16 protein-coding genes and 1 riboswitch are annotated in these 16,596 nt (G+C 43.8%); of the genes, 13 read left to right on the top strand and 3 right to left on the bottom strand.

Annotated features, from left to right (window positions below):
* Positions 1-102: 102 nt before the first annotated feature.
* From ACUC6J_RS13345 to ACUC6J_RS13310, 8 genes are all read left to right on the top strand, one after another.
* A complete protein-coding gene (locus ACUC6J_RS13345; protein WP_025365028.1) occupies positions 103-642 on the top strand; it encodes a cupin domain-containing protein in 540 nt (179 codons plus the stop codon).
* Between the two features lie 734 nt (positions 643-1,376).
* A complete protein-coding gene (locus tag ACUC6J_RS13340) occupies positions 1,377-2,930 on the top strand; it encodes an ABC-F family ATP-binding cassette domain-containing protein (RefSeq protein ID WP_013371468.1) in 1,554 nt (517 codons plus the stop codon).
* Between the two features lie 85 nt (positions 2,931-3,015).
* Positions 3,016-3,124, top strand: a riboswitch (TPP riboswitch).
* Between the two features lie 316 nt (positions 3,125-3,440).
* On the top strand, positions 3,441-4,034 hold the full coding sequence (locus tag ACUC6J_RS13335) for a thiamine phosphate synthase (protein WP_016821920.1): 594 nt from the start codon (positions 3,441-3,443) through the stop codon (positions 4,032-4,034).
* A gap of 57 nt (positions 4,035-4,091) precedes the next feature.
* Complete coding sequence (gene thiO, locus ACUC6J_RS13330; protein WP_019687412.1) at positions 4,092-5,240, top strand: glycine oxidase ThiO; 1,149 nt, start codon at positions 4,092-4,094, stop codon at positions 5,238-5,240.
* Positions 5,237-5,440: a sulfur carrier protein ThiS gene (gene thiS / locus ACUC6J_RS13325; protein ID WP_016821918.1), complete on the top strand. Its 204-nt coding sequence runs from the start codon at positions 5,237-5,239 to the stop codon at positions 5,438-5,440. The genes thiO and thiS overlap by 4 nt, the downstream gene beginning before the upstream one ends.
* Before the next feature lie 2 nt (positions 5,441-5,442).
* Positions 5,443-6,210, top strand: coding sequence for a thiazole synthase (locus ACUC6J_RS13320; RefSeq protein ID WP_420538940.1), 768 nt, complete (start codon positions 5,443-5,445; stop codon positions 6,208-6,210).
* Positions 6,207-7,265 carry a ThiF family adenylyltransferase gene (locus tag ACUC6J_RS13315; protein WP_447248969.1) on the top strand — a complete coding sequence of 353 codons (1,059 nt, stop codon included), beginning with the start codon at positions 6,207-6,209 and terminating at the stop codon, positions 7,263-7,265. The genes ACUC6J_RS13320 and ACUC6J_RS13315 overlap by 4 nt, the downstream gene beginning before the upstream one ends.
* Before the next feature lie 148 nt (positions 7,266-7,413).
* Positions 7,414-8,106 (top strand): response regulator transcription factor, encoded by a 693-nt coding sequence (locus ACUC6J_RS13310; protein ID WP_016821915.1) that lies wholly within the window; start codon positions 7,414-7,416, stop codon positions 8,104-8,106.
* 65 nt (positions 8,107-8,171) lie between these two features.
* On the opposite strand, the gene ACUC6J_RS13305 is transcribed toward ACUC6J_RS13310, so the two are convergent.
* Positions 8,172-8,672: a C40 family peptidase gene (locus ACUC6J_RS13305; RefSeq protein WP_013371461.1), complete on the bottom strand. Its 501-nt coding sequence runs from the start codon at positions 8,670-8,672 to the stop codon at positions 8,172-8,174.
* A gap of 280 nt (positions 8,673-8,952) precedes the next feature.
* Positions 8,953-9,594: a thiamine diphosphokinase gene (locus tag ACUC6J_RS13300; protein ID WP_447248968.1), complete on the bottom strand. Its 642-nt coding sequence runs from the start codon at positions 9,592-9,594 to the stop codon at positions 8,953-8,955.
* Between the two features lie 146 nt (positions 9,595-9,740).
* On the opposite strand from ACUC6J_RS13300, the gene ACUC6J_RS13295 reads away from it, so the two are divergent.
* Complete coding sequence (locus ACUC6J_RS13295; protein ID WP_016821913.1) at positions 9,741-10,205, top strand: low molecular weight protein-tyrosine-phosphatase; 465 nt, start codon at positions 9,741-9,743, stop codon at positions 10,203-10,205.
* A gap of 142 nt (positions 10,206-10,347) precedes the next feature.
* Here the strand turns inward: ACUC6J_RS13295 and ACUC6J_RS13290 are convergent, their stop codons facing one another.
* On the bottom strand, positions 10,348-11,082 hold the full coding sequence (locus ACUC6J_RS13290) for an alpha/beta hydrolase (protein WP_017427717.1): 735 nt from the start codon (positions 11,080-11,082) through the stop codon (positions 10,348-10,350).
* Positions 11,083-11,337: 255 nt separating this feature from the next.
* Between ACUC6J_RS13290 and pdhA the strand changes: the two genes are divergently transcribed.
* From pdhA to lpdA, 4 genes are all read left to right on the top strand, one after another.
* Positions 11,338-12,405 carry a pyruvate dehydrogenase (acetyl-transferring) E1 component subunit alpha gene (gene pdhA / locus ACUC6J_RS13285; RefSeq protein ID WP_013371457.1) on the top strand — a complete coding sequence of 356 codons (1,068 nt, stop codon included), beginning with the start codon at positions 11,338-11,340 and terminating at the stop codon, positions 12,403-12,405.
* A gap of 100 nt (positions 12,406-12,505) precedes the next feature.
* Positions 12,506-13,486: an alpha-ketoacid dehydrogenase subunit beta gene (locus ACUC6J_RS13280; protein WP_013371456.1), complete on the top strand. Its 981-nt coding sequence runs from the start codon at positions 12,506-12,508 to the stop codon at positions 13,484-13,486.
* A 34-nt stretch (positions 13,487-13,520) separates the two neighbouring features.
* A complete protein-coding gene (locus tag ACUC6J_RS13275) occupies positions 13,521-15,134 on the top strand; it encodes a 2-oxo acid dehydrogenase subunit E2 (RefSeq protein WP_447248967.1) in 1,614 nt (537 codons plus the stop codon).
* 3 nt (positions 15,135-15,137) lie between these two features.
* Positions 15,138-16,559: a dihydrolipoyl dehydrogenase gene (lpdA, locus tag ACUC6J_RS13270; RefSeq protein WP_016820706.1), complete on the top strand. Its 1,422-nt coding sequence runs from the start codon at positions 15,138-15,140 to the stop codon at positions 16,557-16,559.
* Positions 16,560-16,596: the final 37 nt, after the last annotated feature.

Raw genomic sequence — 16,596 nt, 5'->3', positions numbered from 1 at the left:
GGCATCAATTAGGCTTTTGCCTATTGTTGAAGGTTTTTTAGTCCTTTATATAGGTAGCCGCATATGATAAGTAAACACTGAATCAAATAAAGGAGAATGAGTATGTACCATAAATCATGCCATCACTTTCCATGGCATATTCCTATGTATAACAGCTGTAATTACAATTATCGGAGTTATGATCCTCAATACTACAATTGGTATAATAACGACAGTAATCTCTATGAAAAGACAATATTAAGAGATTATGGACAAAGTCCATTTGTAGTGAATATGGACCAGGCTGCAAAACAAAACAAAAATTATCGTACCGCTATATGGACAGGAAAACATTTACAAGTGACTCTGATGAGCATTAATGTTGGCGATGATATCGGTTTAGAAGCTCATCCAACAACTGATCAATTCATACGTATTGAAGAAGGTCAGGGACTTGTTCAAATGGGGGATAGGAAAGACCAATTAGATTTTCAAGTGATGGCCTATGATGGCTATGCAATTATGATACCTGCTGGAAAATGGCACAATGTAATTAATACAGGAAATATGCCCCTTAAGATATACGTTATCTATGCACCGCCTGAGCATCCATTTGGAACAGTTCATGAATCAAAAGAAATTGCCATGTCTGCTGAAAGATAAATAAATCCAATTATATTTTATTTTATTTTATTTCTTCCCGGTCCGGAACCCAGGCCGGGATAATTACATTTTCTCCATTTTATTATTCCTTCAATACTCATGAGGACTGTCTACATAGAGTTCTGTTTTTTAATTGTTATTAGAACTTATCAATTATTAAGGTATTCATTATTTGGAATTGTAAGCTTCTGCATACTAACTTCAACGCAATAATTCCGATCTTACCATTATGCTTATCTTAGAGTCTGGTTCAACATCTTAGAACTGAGCTTGAAGCTTAAATTGCCAAAAGAAGCAAAGAAACTCCTTATGTACCTACCGAAGAGGAGATTAAGCGCTACTTCGATATGATTTAGCAAGCGAAAAACCTTCAAGACATATTGATTGTCAATACGTTGCTATTTACCGACTTTTGGGAAGCGAGTTGACCAATATCAAGTTGGCCGATGTCGATTTCTACTACTTTCAAATCCGGATTAATAAGGGCAATGAGGGCAAAAAAACAAGCCATGTCCTTAGCGTATATTTTCGTTAAAATGTTGGTGGACCCCTTGACTAACATTAGCTGGTTTTCTTTTTTTAGGCCACTCCATCTGAAAACCTTAAAATTCGCTGTTTTCAATGTTCCGATAAGGGTGCCGAATGTGCTACAATAAAGCTTTGAAAGAAACGAAAGATTGATGAAATAAGAACACTCGGCAGTGCCGATGACAATAAGGAGCCAAAAACAGCTTATGAGTTTATTGACTGTAGAAAATGTATCCCACAACTTTGGGGACCGTGCATTATTTAAAAATGTTTCCTTTCGATTACTTGCGGGGGAACGTGTAGGATTGGTAGGAGCTAATGGTGTTGGTAAATCGACACTCATGAACATTCTGACTGGAAAATTGCTTAAAGATGAAGGCAAAGTGGAATGGACTCCACGTGTACGTTATGGCTATCTGGATCAGCACACCAAGCTGACGCCGGGCAAAACAGTACGTGATGTATTAAAAGACGCTTTTCTTCCTTTGTTGGAACTAGAAAAGGAAATGATGCAAATTACAGACAAAATGGGAGAGGCTTCTCCCGAAGAGTTGGAAGTTTTGCTGGAACAGATGGGAGAAATTCAAGAGCAATTGGATATGGGGGATTTTTACCTCATTGATGTGAAGGTTGAAGAAATGGCGAATGGATTAGGTCTCTCTGCCATCGGACTGGATCGGGATGTAGCAGCACTTAGTGGTGGGCAACGGACAAAGGTGCTTCTTGCTAAGTTGCTGTTGGAAAAGCCGAATGTATTGCTGCTGGATGAGCCTACCAACTATTTGGATGTGGAGCATATTGAATGGCTTACGCGATATTTGAAGGATTATCCCTATGCTTTTATCCTCATCTCACATGATACTGAATTTATGAACCAAGTCGTTAATGTAATCTACCATCTTGAATTTGCTAAGATGACCCGCTATTCAGCTAACTATGAAAAGTTTCTTGAAATGGCGGATCTGAACAAAGCACAGCATATTGATGCATATGAGAAGCAGCAGGAATATATTAAGAAACAGGAAGATTTTATTCAGCGCAATAAAGCGCGCGCATCTACATCAGGCCGTGCAAAAAGCCGTGAAAAGCAGCTTGATCGGATCGAACGTATTGATAAGCCTGAAGAAGCTGCAAAGCCAACCTTTCAGTTCAAAGAAGCCCGTGCGAGCGGGAAAACGGTTTTTGAGGGTATTGATTTTGAAATTGGCTACACTCATGCTCTTTTGCCTAAAATGTCCATGACGATCGAACGTGGCGAAAAGATCGCAATTGTTGGCTGCAATGGTGTTGGTAAGTCTACGTTGCTCAAAACCATTCTTGGGAAAATACCTCCAATCAGCGGAAAAACCTATCAAGGGGATTTCTTGCAGCCTGCTTATTTTGAACAGGAAGTAAAGGCGGAGAAAATTACACCGATTGACGATGTATGGAATGAATTTCCGCATTTGAATCAGCATGAAGTACGAGCGCATTTGGCGCGCTGTGGTTTGAAGAATGAGCATATCACCCGGCCTTTGTCTGCGCTTAGTGGTGGAGAACAGGCTAAAGTCCGCCTTTGTAAACTGTTAATGCGTGAGAGCAACTGGGTACTGTTTGATGAGCCTACCAACCACTTGGATGTCAAAGCAAAGGATGAACTCAAACGCGCTTTGAAGGAATACAAAGGGACCGTATTGCTTGTATCCCACGAACCGGATTTTTACGAGGATTGGGTAACCAAAACGTGGAATGTAGAAGAGTGGTCTAGTAAAGTTAACTAAAATCCAGTTCTGACAGATTTCACACAAGGTGGGGTTTGCAGAATTAGGAAAATATGCTAAGCTATCTTTAGCTGATACAATAAAATAGCCACACTAGGGGAGCCGCCCATGCGGCTGAGACGAAATAAATGGATTTCGGACTCTTTGTACCTGATCTGGGTTATGCCAGCGTAGGGAAGTGAGTACTGTACAAACAAGGTAGTAGATCTTTACTTTTGTTTGTGCAGGGAACGATATACGTTTACGGATATAATAGTCCGTTCGATTTTGAACGTTTGTCAAGCCACTTCCTCTGGGAAGTGGCTTTTTGCGTTTCGTTCATCTTCATTTGTTCGAGCTTCCGTAGACGGATTTACATATGATCTCCTTTCATTATTGCTGGTACATGTGGCTGGCTCCGTATGATATTACCCAATAGGGAGCTGCAACAATATAGTTCAGCTTATACGATTATTTTATATTTTTTAGTCCAAGTGAGGTGAAAATGAGATCGAATTACACGTAATTACGATGGAAAGTGTCTCCTGTGTGGATGTACCCAAAGTGGCTGCCGCTATTTGTCCTTATATTCATTATGTACACGCACGTTCGAAACAGAAGGGTGCCTCTGCTTTGCTTTCTTTGACTCGTAGCATGATCGAGCAGGAAGTTCCTTTGCAGCAAATTGTAGTAAATGACCGTATGGACGTAGCTTTACTTACCTTGGCAAGAGCTGTCCAGCTACCTGCTAATGGGTTATCTGTGATGGATGCGAAAAGTCTGCTTCCAGTGGGTACACGCTGTGGAGTGTCTGTACATTCCTTGGAGGAGGTGCAGACCGCTGAGCAGGGGGGAGCAGACTATGTACTATTTGGTCATGTATATGAGACCTATTGTAAGGCCGGTCTTGTACCGCGGGGTGTAGCACAGCTTGAACGCATTTGCAGATTGTCGGCCATTCCGGTGATAGCGTTGGGAGGCATACAACCTCATCATGTTCCAGAGCTCTATCATGCCGGAGCAAGCGGAATTGCGGTGATGTCTGGTATATGGGAAGCAGAGTCACCCGTTGCAGCAGCGATGGAATATAGGCGAATGGTAGATCTTGTAGTTCATGACCTGTAGCAAGAAAACGAGACGAAGGGAAAGCAGAATGCTCACCGGAGAGGAGACACGGAACATATGTCAAAGACACATACAGAGAAAAAAGCAATAGGACACGCAGAATGCTTGGTCATAGGCGGAGGTGTGATCGGCAGTGCCATTGCTTATCATGTGGCTAAGGAGGGACGAAGTACAATTATGCTGGAACGATGGATCCCCGGTGAGGGAGCATCAGGAGCAGCGGCGGGAATGCTGGCAGCGGAAAGCGAAGAGTTCTCAGACCTTGAGCTGGCGCGATTTGCTCGCGCAAGTCGAGATGCATTCCCTGACCTTGTCTGTGATTTGGAGCGTTTATCGGGTATTTCAGTTGATTTTCGTACAGAAGGTTTTGTGACCCCTTTTCGTTCAGAAGCAGAGGGCCAAAGGCGCTGGAATGCTGCGAATATCCGAGAGGATGATAGCCCTATTTGGTGGGATGCCAGGGAATTGGCTCGACGGATTCCGGGCTTGGCAGATCAAGTAATTGGGGCTATATACCGATCAAAGGAGACACAAGTGGCCCCTGTTCAGCTTTGCCGTGCTTATGCAGGGGCAGCTGCGGTGCTGGGAGCAACAATATGGTCTGGAACTCATGCCGAGGAACTGATCATACAGGACGGCCGAGTTTGCGGTGTGCGAACGGATAGTGGATTTTTTTCCTGCGATCAGGTCGTGATTGCCGCAGGCTTGGACAGCTTGAAATTACTAGAACAAATTGGATTTGATTATCCTCTTTATCCAGTCAAGGGTGAAGTGGTAGCAGTCTCCTTGAAGGACCATCCGTTGGATTATACCATTTATGCCGATGATGTTTACCTCGTGCCTAAACAGAATAACGAGCTTTGGATTGGGGCTACGAGTCTTCCACATCAATATGACAAAGAGGTGACCGTAGGAGGCTTAAAAGGACTGTTAGTACGTGCATCTGCCTGGTTGCCGCGTGTACAAGAAGCTTCTTTTATACGTGCTTGGGCGGGCTTACGTCCACAGGCAGCTGCGGAGCGTCCTTTCATTGGCCCTGTTCCTGGAGTAGAGGGCGTCTATGCTGCAGTCGGGCATTATCGTAACGGTGTCTTGCTTAGTGATGCGACTGGGCGAGCGATGGCAGCTATGCTTAAAGGGGCTGATGCGGCTGGACTTGGAATAAGCAAATTTTCTTCTGAACTCCTCAAGGAGGAAAGCTTATGAAGCTGATCATTAACGGACAGAGCATGACCATTTCTAATCGAATCACTCATGTGGATCAATTGCTGCATGAACTTGATTTAAAGGTGAAAACCGTAGTGGTAGAGCTGAATCGGCATATATTGACCCGTGAAGATCATCATGAGACGGTACTTAAGGATGGAGATTGCCTAGAAATCGTACATTTTGTAGGAGGCGGTTGATCATGTTAACCATTGGAAAAGCATCTTTTACCTCAAGGCTGTTGCTGGGAACAGGGAAATTTTCGGATCTGGATATCCAATCCCAGGCTGTAGAGGCTGCTGAGACGGAAATATTAACGTTCGCTGTGCGCAGACTGAATTTGGAGGAACGGGATAAGCAACATTTTCTTGATACGCTAGATTTGAGCAGGTATACACTTCTTCCCAACACAGCAGGAGCAACAACAGCAGAAGAGGCAATCCGTATTGCCAAGTTGGCAAAAGCCTCTGGCTTGTGCGACATGATTAAGGTGGAAGTCATTGGGGATAGCAAAACGCTGTTGCCTGACCCTTTTGAAACGTTGAAGGCTAGTGAAAAACTGCTAGAGGAAGGCTTTGTCGTACTGCCTTACATATCGGATGATGTGATACTAGCAAAGAGGCTGCAAGAGCTTGGAGTACATGCCATTATGCCTGGTGCCTCACCGATTGGTACAGGACATGGTTTGCTCAATCCGTTTTCATTAGAGTTAATTATTGAGCAAGCAGAAGTTCCGGTTATCGTCGATGCAGGTATTCGCTCACCTGGTGACGCAGCAATGGCGATGCAGTTGGGAGCAGATGGTGTTCTGCTAAATACAGCTGTGGCGGGAGCGAAGAACCCTGTGAAAATGGCTGAGGCCATGAAGCTGGCTGTGCGTGCAGGCAGATATGGTTTTGAGGCAGGGATGATACCTGTAAAACGATATGCTTCAGCGAGCAGCCCAACAGAAGGCATGGTTCAAGGATGAGGATATCTGAAAAATCCGGTGCTGGAACACCACAAATTGATCGTTATTCCAGACAGGAAAGGTTTGCACCCTTTGGGCCTGCAGGCCAACTCCGGCTTGCTTCTTCTCACGTACTAATCATAGGTGTTGGAGCGCTGGGTACAGGCATTGCAGAAACGCTAGTTCGTGGAGGCGTAGGTACGGTAAGTCTCGTAGACCGGGATTATGTGGAATGGAGCAATTTGCAGCGCCAGCAGCTTTTTCAGGAAAGTGATGCAGCGCAAAGGTGTCCCAAAGCAATAGCGGCCCAGCGAAGATTAAAGGATATTAATTCGCAAACAGTCATCCATGCACATGTTTTGGATGTTGGGGTAGAAGAGCTGGAAGAGTTGATCCAGGGGGTGGATCTCATGATGGATGCAACCGATAACTTCGATACTCGGCTTCTTATGAACGACATGGCTCTCAAGCATCATATTCCTTGGATTTATGGAGGATGTGTGGGTAGCTACGGTGTAACTTACACTTTTTTACCGGGTCAAACACCTTGTCTACACTGTCTGATGGGAACTGTACCGTTTGGAGGAGAAACATGTGATACAGCCGGCATTATTCCGCAGGCAGTACAAATGGTCACCGCTAATCAGACTACAGAAGCTTTCAAACTTCTTGGTGGATATCCCGAGGACTTGAGAGGAAAATTGCTTTCGTTTGATTTGTGGAAAAATGAATATGTAGCAATAGCAGTGGATCGTCTCAAAAAGTCGAATTGTCCTTCTTGCGGTAGCCAACCGACGTATCCCTATTTATCGACCTCTCATCGGCAGAAAACAGATGTTTTGTGCGGTAGGGATACCGTTCAAATAAGACCTGCCAACCGGATATATCTGAATCTCGCAGAGATAGCAGATAGATTTGCAGCATTAGGCGAGGGAAACGTAGAGTGGAATTCGTATCTGGTTTCCTTTAGTGTGGGAGAGCATCGCTTGGTGGTTTTTGCAGATGGCAGAGCGCTGATCCATGGGACAAAGGACGTGGCCAAAGCAAGAAGTCTATATCATCGTTATTTGGGCTAAAAACCATAAACCTTAAAGCAGAAAGCCATTCTTCAGAGAATGATTTTCTGCTTTTTTGTTACACTAATACAAATATGTTTAATGGCTTATAACAAACTTGTTCGTATCCAATATGTAATGCGATGTCCAAACCAGGTGGGTGAAAAAGATGAGCCCGTTAATTGTACTTGTGGATGAAAATGAAGCGCCCGCTGTATTCGTTCGTCCATTGGAGCAGGCAGGTTATCAGGTGGTTCATGTTCGTAATACGTCGGATGTACGCTCTTATATAGCTCAGCATCCTGTGAGTTTGCTACTCCTAAACATTAAAGATGAACAGGCGGGCACTCAAGGCTTGATTCGCATTTTGCAGCAGAACCATCCTCATGTCCCGATACTTGCAATGATTTCATCAGATGAAGAGGCACATATGGTTTCCTGCTTTGAACAAGGAGCTCATGATGTAATGGTAGTGCCCTTTTATCCTAGAGTTCTTCAGGCTAGAGTGGCTAATTTATTACGAATTTTTGGTGTTGAACGTGATGTGAAAAGGGCAATCGAAGCGGGGGATATACATATAGACACTGCAAGCAGAATGGTGAGCAGAGGGGAGCGAAAACTGGAATTAACTCCGAAAGAATTCGATCTTTTGCTACATCTGGCAATACATCTTAACCAAGTTTGCAGCAGGCAGCAAATTTTAAAAGATGTTTGGAAACATGATTATATCGCTGATACGAACGTAGTAGATGTGTACATCAGGCATTTAAGGGTTAAAGTAGATAGAGGACAAAAGTTTAAAATGATTCGAACGGAACGAGGTATTGGCTATTCACTCAGAACGCCAACCGAAGCAAAATAGCATAAGTTATATAAAAAAAGCCGGAACTTTTCGTCCCGGCTTACCTATTTCAAATGAGTGTTACATTACAGCACGCGACGTGCTTTAATGTATGTTCTTTTCCAGTTGCCAGAGTTTAAATCAGAGATGGTCACCCCAGGTCCGCCGTAAGTGTGTAAAATTTTACCCCCGCCCATATATACTGCTACGTGAGTAATGTTACGTCCTGTGGCACGGCTACCGCTTGAAAAGAACACTAAGTCCCCTTTTTTCAAATTGGCCTTGGATACGGCATGTCCGACTTTAGATTGTTGAACAGAAGTACGCGGCAAATCGACTCCGTATTTCTTGAATATGTGCTTCATGAAAGAAGAACAGTCAAAATTGCGTGTGGTGCTTGTGGAAGCTCCAAACTTATAAGGAGTACCCATATATTTTTTGCCGTAGTTAATTACTTTTTGACCTACGGTAGTAGTAGCAGTAGCAGCTTGTGCTGTATTTGTTCCCTCAATGGCAAAAGTACCAAAGCCGATCGTGGCAGCGACTCCTGCGATAATTACCTTTTTTATGATTTTATGCATATTCATGTTGTAAATACCTCCAAAAATTGATTTGTGCAATAATTTGCTGAGTTGCTAACTAACTGACAGCGTTGAGTATAACAGTTTTGAAGCCACCTAATAGTTGGAAAACTACTCTCAAATGCTTGAGGGACAAGGCTTACGTCGTAATTATTAAAAAACGATTAAAAATTACAATTTGTAAAAAATAAAATGATTCTAGAACCTGTGAAAACGGAAAAACCCTTGTTAATCAAGGGTTTTGAGTGGGTGAACAACTTTTTAAATAGTTACAATAATGTCATAATTAATCCTTGCTTTGAATAACGAGTAGTAGACCGCTTTTAATAGAAATTGTACCTTTTGCAGCCGTTAGCTTATTGCTAACACCACGTGATTGTCCCATTTTAAGGGTTGCATTATGAAGTGGATACATAAATCCTTCCAGTTGTATACCTGTTACTTCGGCGGTCATTGGAATCAGCGATGTATATGTATAGCCCATAGGCTGGATCTCGAGCGTTGATCCGGTCAGCTCGATATAATTATGTGCGTCCATGATAGCGCAACTAATATGATGCTGCATAGCCCGTACTAATATTTGAACATTGGCTAATGTGTGGTCCATCCGAGTACCAGTCACACCGAGCATGAGTACATGATCTGCTTGTTCGTCCATAGCGATTTCTAAAGCGAGTTCTGTATCTGTTAGGTCCTTAAGTACTGGATCACACGCAAGCATACGTTGGCTTGCTGATTTCACCCTTTCTTGTTCCTCCGAAGTAATCGAATCAAAATCTCCTACAGAGACATGAGGCGTAATACCGTGTTCTATCAGGAAAAGGGCACCTTTATCTGCACCTATAATAAAATCATCGGGTTGTATTTGTTGTAAATCTTCTTCATTAAGACGACCGCCTGAAAATACAATGGCTCGTTTTTTCCTCATATCCAACATCCTTTCTTTCTGTATACGGTCCCATATATACGATCATTTTAAGTATACCGCGATAAATATGGCTTGCACAATTTTGGAGGACCTGGCTACAATGGAACAGAAAAAAGAAGTGTGACGTGAATAGGAAGGGGAACGAAATGACTAACGTTTTGTTTGTGTGTTTGGGCAATATTTGCCGCTCTCCCATGGGGGAGGCAATACTGAGACATAAGGCAAAGGAACGGGGATTAGACGCAGAAATCCGGGTGGACTCGGCTGGAACAGGAGATTGGCACATTGGAAATCCTCCGCATGAGGGAACGCTAAAGCAGCTTAAACTGCACGGAATCAGCGAACAAGGCATACAGGCACGGCAAATAACGGATCGTGATTTTGACGCGTTTGATTATATTGTGTGCATGGATGACTCTAATGAACGAAATATGCGTAAACTTGCAGGTGGAGCTGATGCTGATATTCTAAAATTTATGGATTTGCTTCCCCAAGAAAAGTTAAGAGAAGTACCCGACCCATATTTTACCGGAAATTTTGAAGAGACCTATCGATTATTGGACGCGGGATGCGAAGCCTTGCTGGACAAGATCATAGAAGAAAAGCTATAATGTGAACGACAGATGACGGCAATCGTTGCCGTTTTTCGTTATACATTTTTGAAAGCGCAACCAAATCATAAAAAAGAGGAAGGAGCATTATGACCTCCTAGGTCAATGCTCAATTCCTCATCATGCTGGGATGTTTTTTTACTCAGGCACGATCCAAAAAATACATTAGCGCGTCAGGCAACTCGTTTTGCCAAAAGCCCCATAAATGTTTGCCATCCTTTTCACGGTAAGAAACTTCGGCGTTCCGCTCGCGCAGTAAATGTGCGCATTGACGGTTCAGCTCTACAAAGTTGTAAATGCCGGTATCACTCTCAAAAGCATCTTCCTGAAGGCCAACTGTCATCCAAACATTTAGATGCGACAGTTCTTTCTCACGGGCAATAATTTCTTGCGAAGCTTCATAGTAGGCACCTGAGAGGCTGATAATACGATTAAACAGCTCAGGATACAATAGCGCCAAATGCAAAGACACACTGCCTCCCAGTGAATCTCCAGCAAGAATGCGGGAAGCTGCATCTTTTCTTATAGGATACTTTTGTTCCACATAGGGAATAATCTCTTCTGCAAAACAGGCAGTGTATGCCTCAAAACGATTGCCGAAGGGAGCGTACTCCTGAGTTCTGATTTTGGTGTTCACTTCTACACCTACAATAATGAAGGGTTCCACGCCTTCATCCAGTATGAGACGGTTGGCGTGTGTTGCAATGCGTCCAAAGTTGAAGAATTCCTCTCCATCCTGACAGTAGACGACCGGGTAGCTCAATATTTCATTATAGCCGGGCGGCAAATAAATCCGAAGAATTCGGGTTTCGCCAAGTAAGCGGCTGTCTACTTCGTCTTTAAGGATAGTTCGTTTTAAATACCTAGAATCCGTCATTTTTCGTCACCTTTCTTGGGTATTATTTTGCATTAAGGATCACAATAAGTTAAGATTACCCTGATTGCAATAGATGTTTAAAATTTCAATCATGTACTAAGCTGTTATAGTAAAAAACACACCCTGTTACATACACAAAAATGTGGCAAACTCAAAAAAAATAACTAAATCTTTGACGCGAGCGATATAACAGGTGTATAATAATCCTATAACAGCGGAACTTGATATTCAAATTTTTTTGTTGAGGTGAAGAAAATGAGCAAGGTTCCTTATGAAGTTTACACAGAGGAAGTTGAGGCTCTGTCCGTGCTTTCTCCGGATGGTGAAATTATCAATAAAGATAAATTGCCTAAACTTACAGATGATCAATTGAAAGAAATTATGTATCGTATGGTATTTACACGTACTTGGGATGACCGTGCTGTTAACTTGGGCCGTCAAGGACGTCTCGGCTTCTACGCTCCGGTATCCGGACAAGAAGCAACAATGGTTGGTAGTGAATTTGCACTCCAAAAAGAAGACTTTATTGCACCAGGCTACCGAGATATTCCGCAACTCGTTTGGCATGGTCTGCCATTATATCAAGCTTTCTTGTATTCCCGTGGTCATCAACACGGTGGTCAAATTCCGGACGGCGTTAACGTATTGATGCCGCAAATTATCATTGGTGCGCAAATTCTGCACGCTATGGGTATTGCAATGGGCTACAAACTGAAAAAACAAAAACAAGTCGTCATTACATATACAGGCGACGGCGGTTCTTCCGAAGGTGATTTCTACGAAGGTCTGAACTATGCTGGTGTGTACAAGTTGCCAGTTATTTTCTTTGTGCAAAATAATGGTTACGCGATCACAACGCCATTCTCAAAACAAACAGCTGCTCTTTCGATCGCTCATAAAGCAGTAGCTGCTGGTATTAAAGGTGTTAAAATTGACGGTATGGACGTGCTTGCAGTTATTAAAGCCGTTCAAGAAGCTGCAGAGCGTGGCCGTAATGGCGAAGGCGCAACATTGATTGAAGCCGTTACTTACCGTTTCCGTCCGCATTCCCTTTCTGATGATGCGACGAAATATCGTTCTAAAGAAGAAGAAGGCGAATGGAATGCGAAAGATCCAATTGCCCGCTTTGCGAAATATCTTGAGAAAAAAGGTCTTTGGACTGAAGAAGATACAGCTCGCGTAAAAGAAGAAGCTAAGGCAAAAGTGAACGAAGAGATCAAAAAAGCCGAGAAAACAGAAAAAATGACAATTCCTGGCCTAATCGATAGCATGTTCGAAACTACGCCTAAGCATTTGGAAGAACAAAAAGCTGATTTTAAATAATTGAACTTGAAAGAGACCGGGCGGCAACCCGATCCGGTCTGCTTTTCGATTGACCTGAACTGAAATTGATCTGTCAATGTTTAAGGAGGAAATGAAGCAAATGGCACAAATGAACATGAAAGAAGCGATTCGTGACGCACTGCGCGTAGAGTTGAAACGCGACCCTAACGTCCTGCTTTTCGGTGAAGACGTAGGTCATGTAGGTGGCGTATTCCGCGCTACAGAAGGTTTGCAAAAAGAATTTGGCGAAGAACGTGTATTCGATACTCCGCTGGCGGAATCCGCAATCGGGGGTCTTGCTGTCGGTCTGGGTATCCAAGGGTTCCGCCCTGTAGCTGAAATCCAGTTCGTAGGCTTTATCTTTGAAGCGCTCGATCAAATGGCGATTCAAGCATCCCGTATGCGTTACCGTTCCGGTGGACGTTACAATTCTCCAATCGTATTCCGTACACCTTTTGGTGGCGGTGTTAAGGCAGCCGAGCTGCATACAGATTCCTTGGAAGGTCTTTTGACTCAAACACCAGGTATTAAGGTTGTTGTTCCTTCCAACCCTTACGATGCAAAAGGTCTTATGATCGCGTCTATTCGCGATAACGATCCAGTATTTTTCATGGAGCATTTGAACCTGTACCATGCATTCCGTGCTGAAGTTCCTGAGAATGATTACACAGTTGAACTGGGCAAGGCTAATGTAGTTCGTGAAGGTTCTGATGTAACGATCATTACTTACGGTATGATGGTACACACTTCAGTTAAGGCTGCTGAAGAGTTGGAAAAAACAAAAGGTATTAAAGTGGAAATCATTGATTTGCGTACAATCAGCCCGATTGACATTGATACCATTGTTGCTTCCGTTCAAAAAACAAATCGTGCCATCGTTGTTCAAGAAGCGCAAAAGAGTGCCGGTGTTGCTGCTGAAGTTATTGCACAAATTAACGAAAAAGCAATCCTGCATCTGGAAGCACCAGTTCTGCGTGTAGCAGGTCCGGATACCGTTTATCCATTTGCTCAAATTGAAGATACTTGGTTGCCAACGCCAACACGTATCATTGATGCGGTTAATAAAGTATTGGAATTTTAATTAAAGCACACCGTAAATTTGGGAGGTTTTAAACGTGGCAAAATTTGAATATAAATTCCCGGAGCTAGGTGAAGGTCTTCACGAAGGCGAAATCATCAAGATGCACATCAAGCCCGGCGACAAAGTAACTGATGATGATATCATCATGGAAGTACAAAACGACAAGGCTGTAGTTGAAGTTCCATGTCCGGTTAATGGTACGGTTCAAGAAGTATTTGCCAAAGACGGAGACATCTTCAACGTAGGTCAAGTTGTAGCTATCATCGACGCAGAAGGTGAACTTCCTGAACAAGAAGATGCACCGGAAGCACCAGCTGCTAGCCCTGAGCCAAGTGCTGCTGCGCAAGGCGGAGCTGCAGGTACAGCTAGATTTGAATATAAATTCCCAGAGCTGGGTGAAGGTCTTCACGAAGGTGAAATCATCAAGATGCACATCAAGCCCGGTGACAAAGTAACTGATGATGATATCATCATGGAAGTACAAAACGACAAGGCTGTAGTTGAAGTTCCATGTCCGGTTAATGGTACGGTTCAAGAAGTATTTGCCAAAGACGGAGACATCTTTAACGTAGGTCAAGTTGTGGCTGTCATCGCTGCTGAGGGTGAACTTCCTGAGCAAGAAGAAGCACCAGCTGCTGTTAAACAAGAAGAGGATGCTGCAAAAGGTGGAGCGAACACTCAACCAGGTGCAACACCTGCTGCTTCGAACAAAGACGTGCTGGCTACACCTAGCGTCCGCAAATTTGCACGTGAGCAAGGTGTTAACATCGCTCAAGTGAGTGGCTCCGGCAAAAACGGTAAAATCACTAAAGAAGATGTAGAAGCTTTCAAAAATGGCGGAGGCCAAGCGGCTATACCATCAGCGAAAGAAGCTGCAAAAGCGCAAGAGCCAGCTAAAAAAGAAGCGAAAGCTGCAGCACCATCCGCACCAGCTGCAGATTCGCGTGCTGAGGAAGAACGCGTACCATTCAAAGGTATCCGTAAAGCAATTTCCAATGCTATGGTTAAGTCGGCTTACACAGCTCCACACGTTACAATTATGGATGAAGTGGATGTAACCGAGCTGGTTGCTTTCCGTACTCGTATCAAACCAATTGCAGAGAAGAAAGGCACAAAAGTAACTTACCTGCCGTTCATCGTAAAAGCTTTGGTTGCTGCTTCCCGTCAATTCCCGGCTCTGAATGCCTCGATCGACGAAGAAGCTAACGAAATTGTCTACAAAAAATACTACAACATCGGTATCGCTACTGATACAGACAACGGCTTGATCGTTCCTGTTATCAAAGATGCTGATCGTAAGAGTATCTGGATGATTGCTGATTCCATTCGTGATCTGGCTGTACGCGGTCGTGATGGTAAATTGGCTGCCAATGAGATGAGAGGAAGCACGATTTCCATCACGAACATTGGTTCCGCAGGCGGTATGTTCTTTACTCCAATCATCAACTTCCCTGAAGTTGCAATTTTGGGTACTGGCCGCATCAGTGAAAAAGCAGTCGTGAAAAACGGTGAAATTGTTGCCGCTCCAGTAATGGCTCTTTCCCTGAGCTTTGACCACCGTATTATTGACGGTGCAACTGCTCAAAACTTCATGAACTATATCAAACAGCTGCTCGCTAACCCTGAGCTGCTTGTAATGGAGGTGTAATCAATGGTAGTAGGAGACGCTTCTCTGGATATTGACACATTGGTTATCGGTGCGGGTCCTGGCGGCTATGTAGCTGCCATCCGTGCCGCACAATTGGGACAAAGCGTATTGATCGTTGACAAATCTGAGCTGGGCGGTGTCTGTCTGAACCGTGGATGTATTCCATCCAAAGCTTTGATCTCTGCAGCTCATCAATACGAAGCAGCTAAACATGGCGAAACTTTCGGTATTACGGCTGAAAATGTAAAAGTAGATTTTGCTAAAACGCAAGAATTCAAAAACGGTGTTGTTAAGAAAATGACTGGCGGCGTAAGCGGCTTGCTCAAAGGCAACAAAGTCGAAGTTTTCAACGGTGAGTGCATGTTCATCAACGAAAACGAAGCGCGTGTATTCAACGAACATGAATCACCACGTTACCGTTTTAAAAATGCGATTATCGCAACAGGCTCCCGTCCTATCGAATTGAAGCCATTCCCATTTGGCGGACGCATTCTGTCTTCTACTGAAGCATTGAACCTGCCTGAAATTCCGAAAAGCCTGATCGTTATCGGTGGTGGATACATTGGTGCAGAGCTTGGACAAATGTATTCCAAATTCGGTTCCAAAGTAACGATCATTGAAGGTATGGATACTGTTCTTCCTGGCTTCGATAAAGATATGACTTCCATCGTTTCGAAAAGCATGAAGAAAACAGGTATCGAAATCTTCACTGGCGCTAAAGCGGAAAGTGCGGAACAAACTGATAAAGATGTAACAGTGAAATTCTCTGTTAACGGTGAAAGCAAAGAAGTAACTGCTGAGTACCTGCTTGTAACTGTTGGACGTCGTCCAAATACAGACGGTGAACTGGGTCTGGATTTGATCGGTGTAGAACTGGATGACCGCGGAATGGTGAAAGTTGACCACCAAGGACGCACAAGCATCCCTCACATCTTCGCAATCGGTGATATTGTTCCTGGTCTTGCTCTGGCTCACAAAGCTTCTTACGAAGGTAAAGTAGCTGCTGAAGTAATTGCCGGCCAACCATCTGTTGTAGACTATAAATGTATTCCGGCTGTTGTGTTCACAGATCCAGAATGCTCTAGCGTAGGCTACACAGAGACACAAGCTAAAGAAAAAGGCTACAATGTCAAAGTTGGTAAGTTCTCTTACGGAGCAAACGGTCGTGCTGTTTCCCTGAACGCTGCTGAAGGCTTTGTGAAAATCGTAGCTGACGCAGATACAGGTCTGGTACTGGGTACGCAAATCGTAGGTCTGGAAGCTTCCAACCTGATTGCTGAGCTGGGTCTGGCGATTGAAATGGGTGCTACACTTGAAGATATCTCCCTGACTATCCATGCTCACCCTACACTGGGCGAACTTGTGATGGAAGCAGCAGAAGTCGTAATGGGTCATCCGATCCACGCATTGGCGCCACGTCGCTAATTCCATTTCATTATCTTGTTTTTGGATTCATACATGA

It is taken from the genome of Paenibacillus sp. JJ1683 (genome assembly GCF_053006485.1).
This window is presented reverse-complemented; position numbering and strand designations above follow the sequence as displayed.

Excerpts from the sequence above, each read along its gene's own strand:
- ACUC6J_RS13335 (WP_016821920.1), top strand. The coding sequence starts at position 3,441 with ATGGAAAGTGTCTCCTGTGTGGATGTACCCAAAGTGGCTGCCGCTATT.
- pdhA (WP_013371457.1), top strand. The coding sequence starts at position 11,338 with ATGAGCAAGGTTCCTTATGAAGTTTACACAGAGGAAGTTGAGGCTCTG.
- ACUC6J_RS13305 (WP_013371461.1), bottom strand. The coding sequence starts at position 8,672 with ATGAATATGCATAAAATCATAAAAAAGGTAATTATCGCAGGAGTCGCT.
- ACUC6J_RS13300 (WP_447248968.1), bottom strand. The coding sequence starts at position 9,594 with ATGAGGAAAAAACGAGCCATTGTATTTTCAGGCGGTCGTCTTAATGAA.
- ACUC6J_RS13295 (WP_016821913.1), top strand. The coding sequence starts at position 9,741 with ATGACTAACGTTTTGTTTGTGTGTTTGGGCAATATTTGCCGCTCTCCC.
- ACUC6J_RS13315 (WP_447248969.1), top strand. The coding sequence starts at position 6,207 with ATGAGGATATCTGAAAAATCCGGTGCTGGAACACCACAAATTGATCGT.
- thiS (WP_016821918.1), top strand. The coding sequence starts at position 5,237 with ATGAAGCTGATCATTAACGGACAGAGCATGACCATTTCTAATCGAATC.
- ACUC6J_RS13290 (WP_017427717.1), bottom strand. The coding sequence starts at position 11,082 with ATGACGGATTCTAGGTATTTAAAACGAACTATCCTTAAAGACGAAGTA.
- ACUC6J_RS13340 (WP_013371468.1), top strand. The coding sequence starts at position 1,377 with ATGAGTTTATTGACTGTAGAAAATGTATCCCACAACTTTGGGGACCGT.
- ACUC6J_RS13310 (WP_016821915.1), top strand. The coding sequence starts at position 7,414 with ATGAGCCCGTTAATTGTACTTGTGGATGAAAATGAAGCGCCCGCTGTA.
- thiO (WP_019687412.1), top strand. The coding sequence starts at position 4,092 with ATGTCAAAGACACATACAGAGAAAAAAGCAATAGGACACGCAGAATGC.
- ACUC6J_RS13320 (WP_420538940.1), top strand. The coding sequence starts at position 5,443 with ATGTTAACCATTGGAAAAGCATCTTTTACCTCAAGGCTGTTGCTGGGA.
- ACUC6J_RS13280 (WP_013371456.1), top strand. The coding sequence starts at position 12,506 with ATGGCACAAATGAACATGAAAGAAGCGATTCGTGACGCACTGCGCGTA.
- ACUC6J_RS13345 (WP_025365028.1), top strand. The coding sequence starts at position 103 with ATGTACCATAAATCATGCCATCACTTTCCATGGCATATTCCTATGTAT.
- lpdA (WP_016820706.1), top strand. The coding sequence starts at position 15,138 with ATGGTAGTAGGAGACGCTTCTCTGGATATTGACACATTGGTTATCGGT.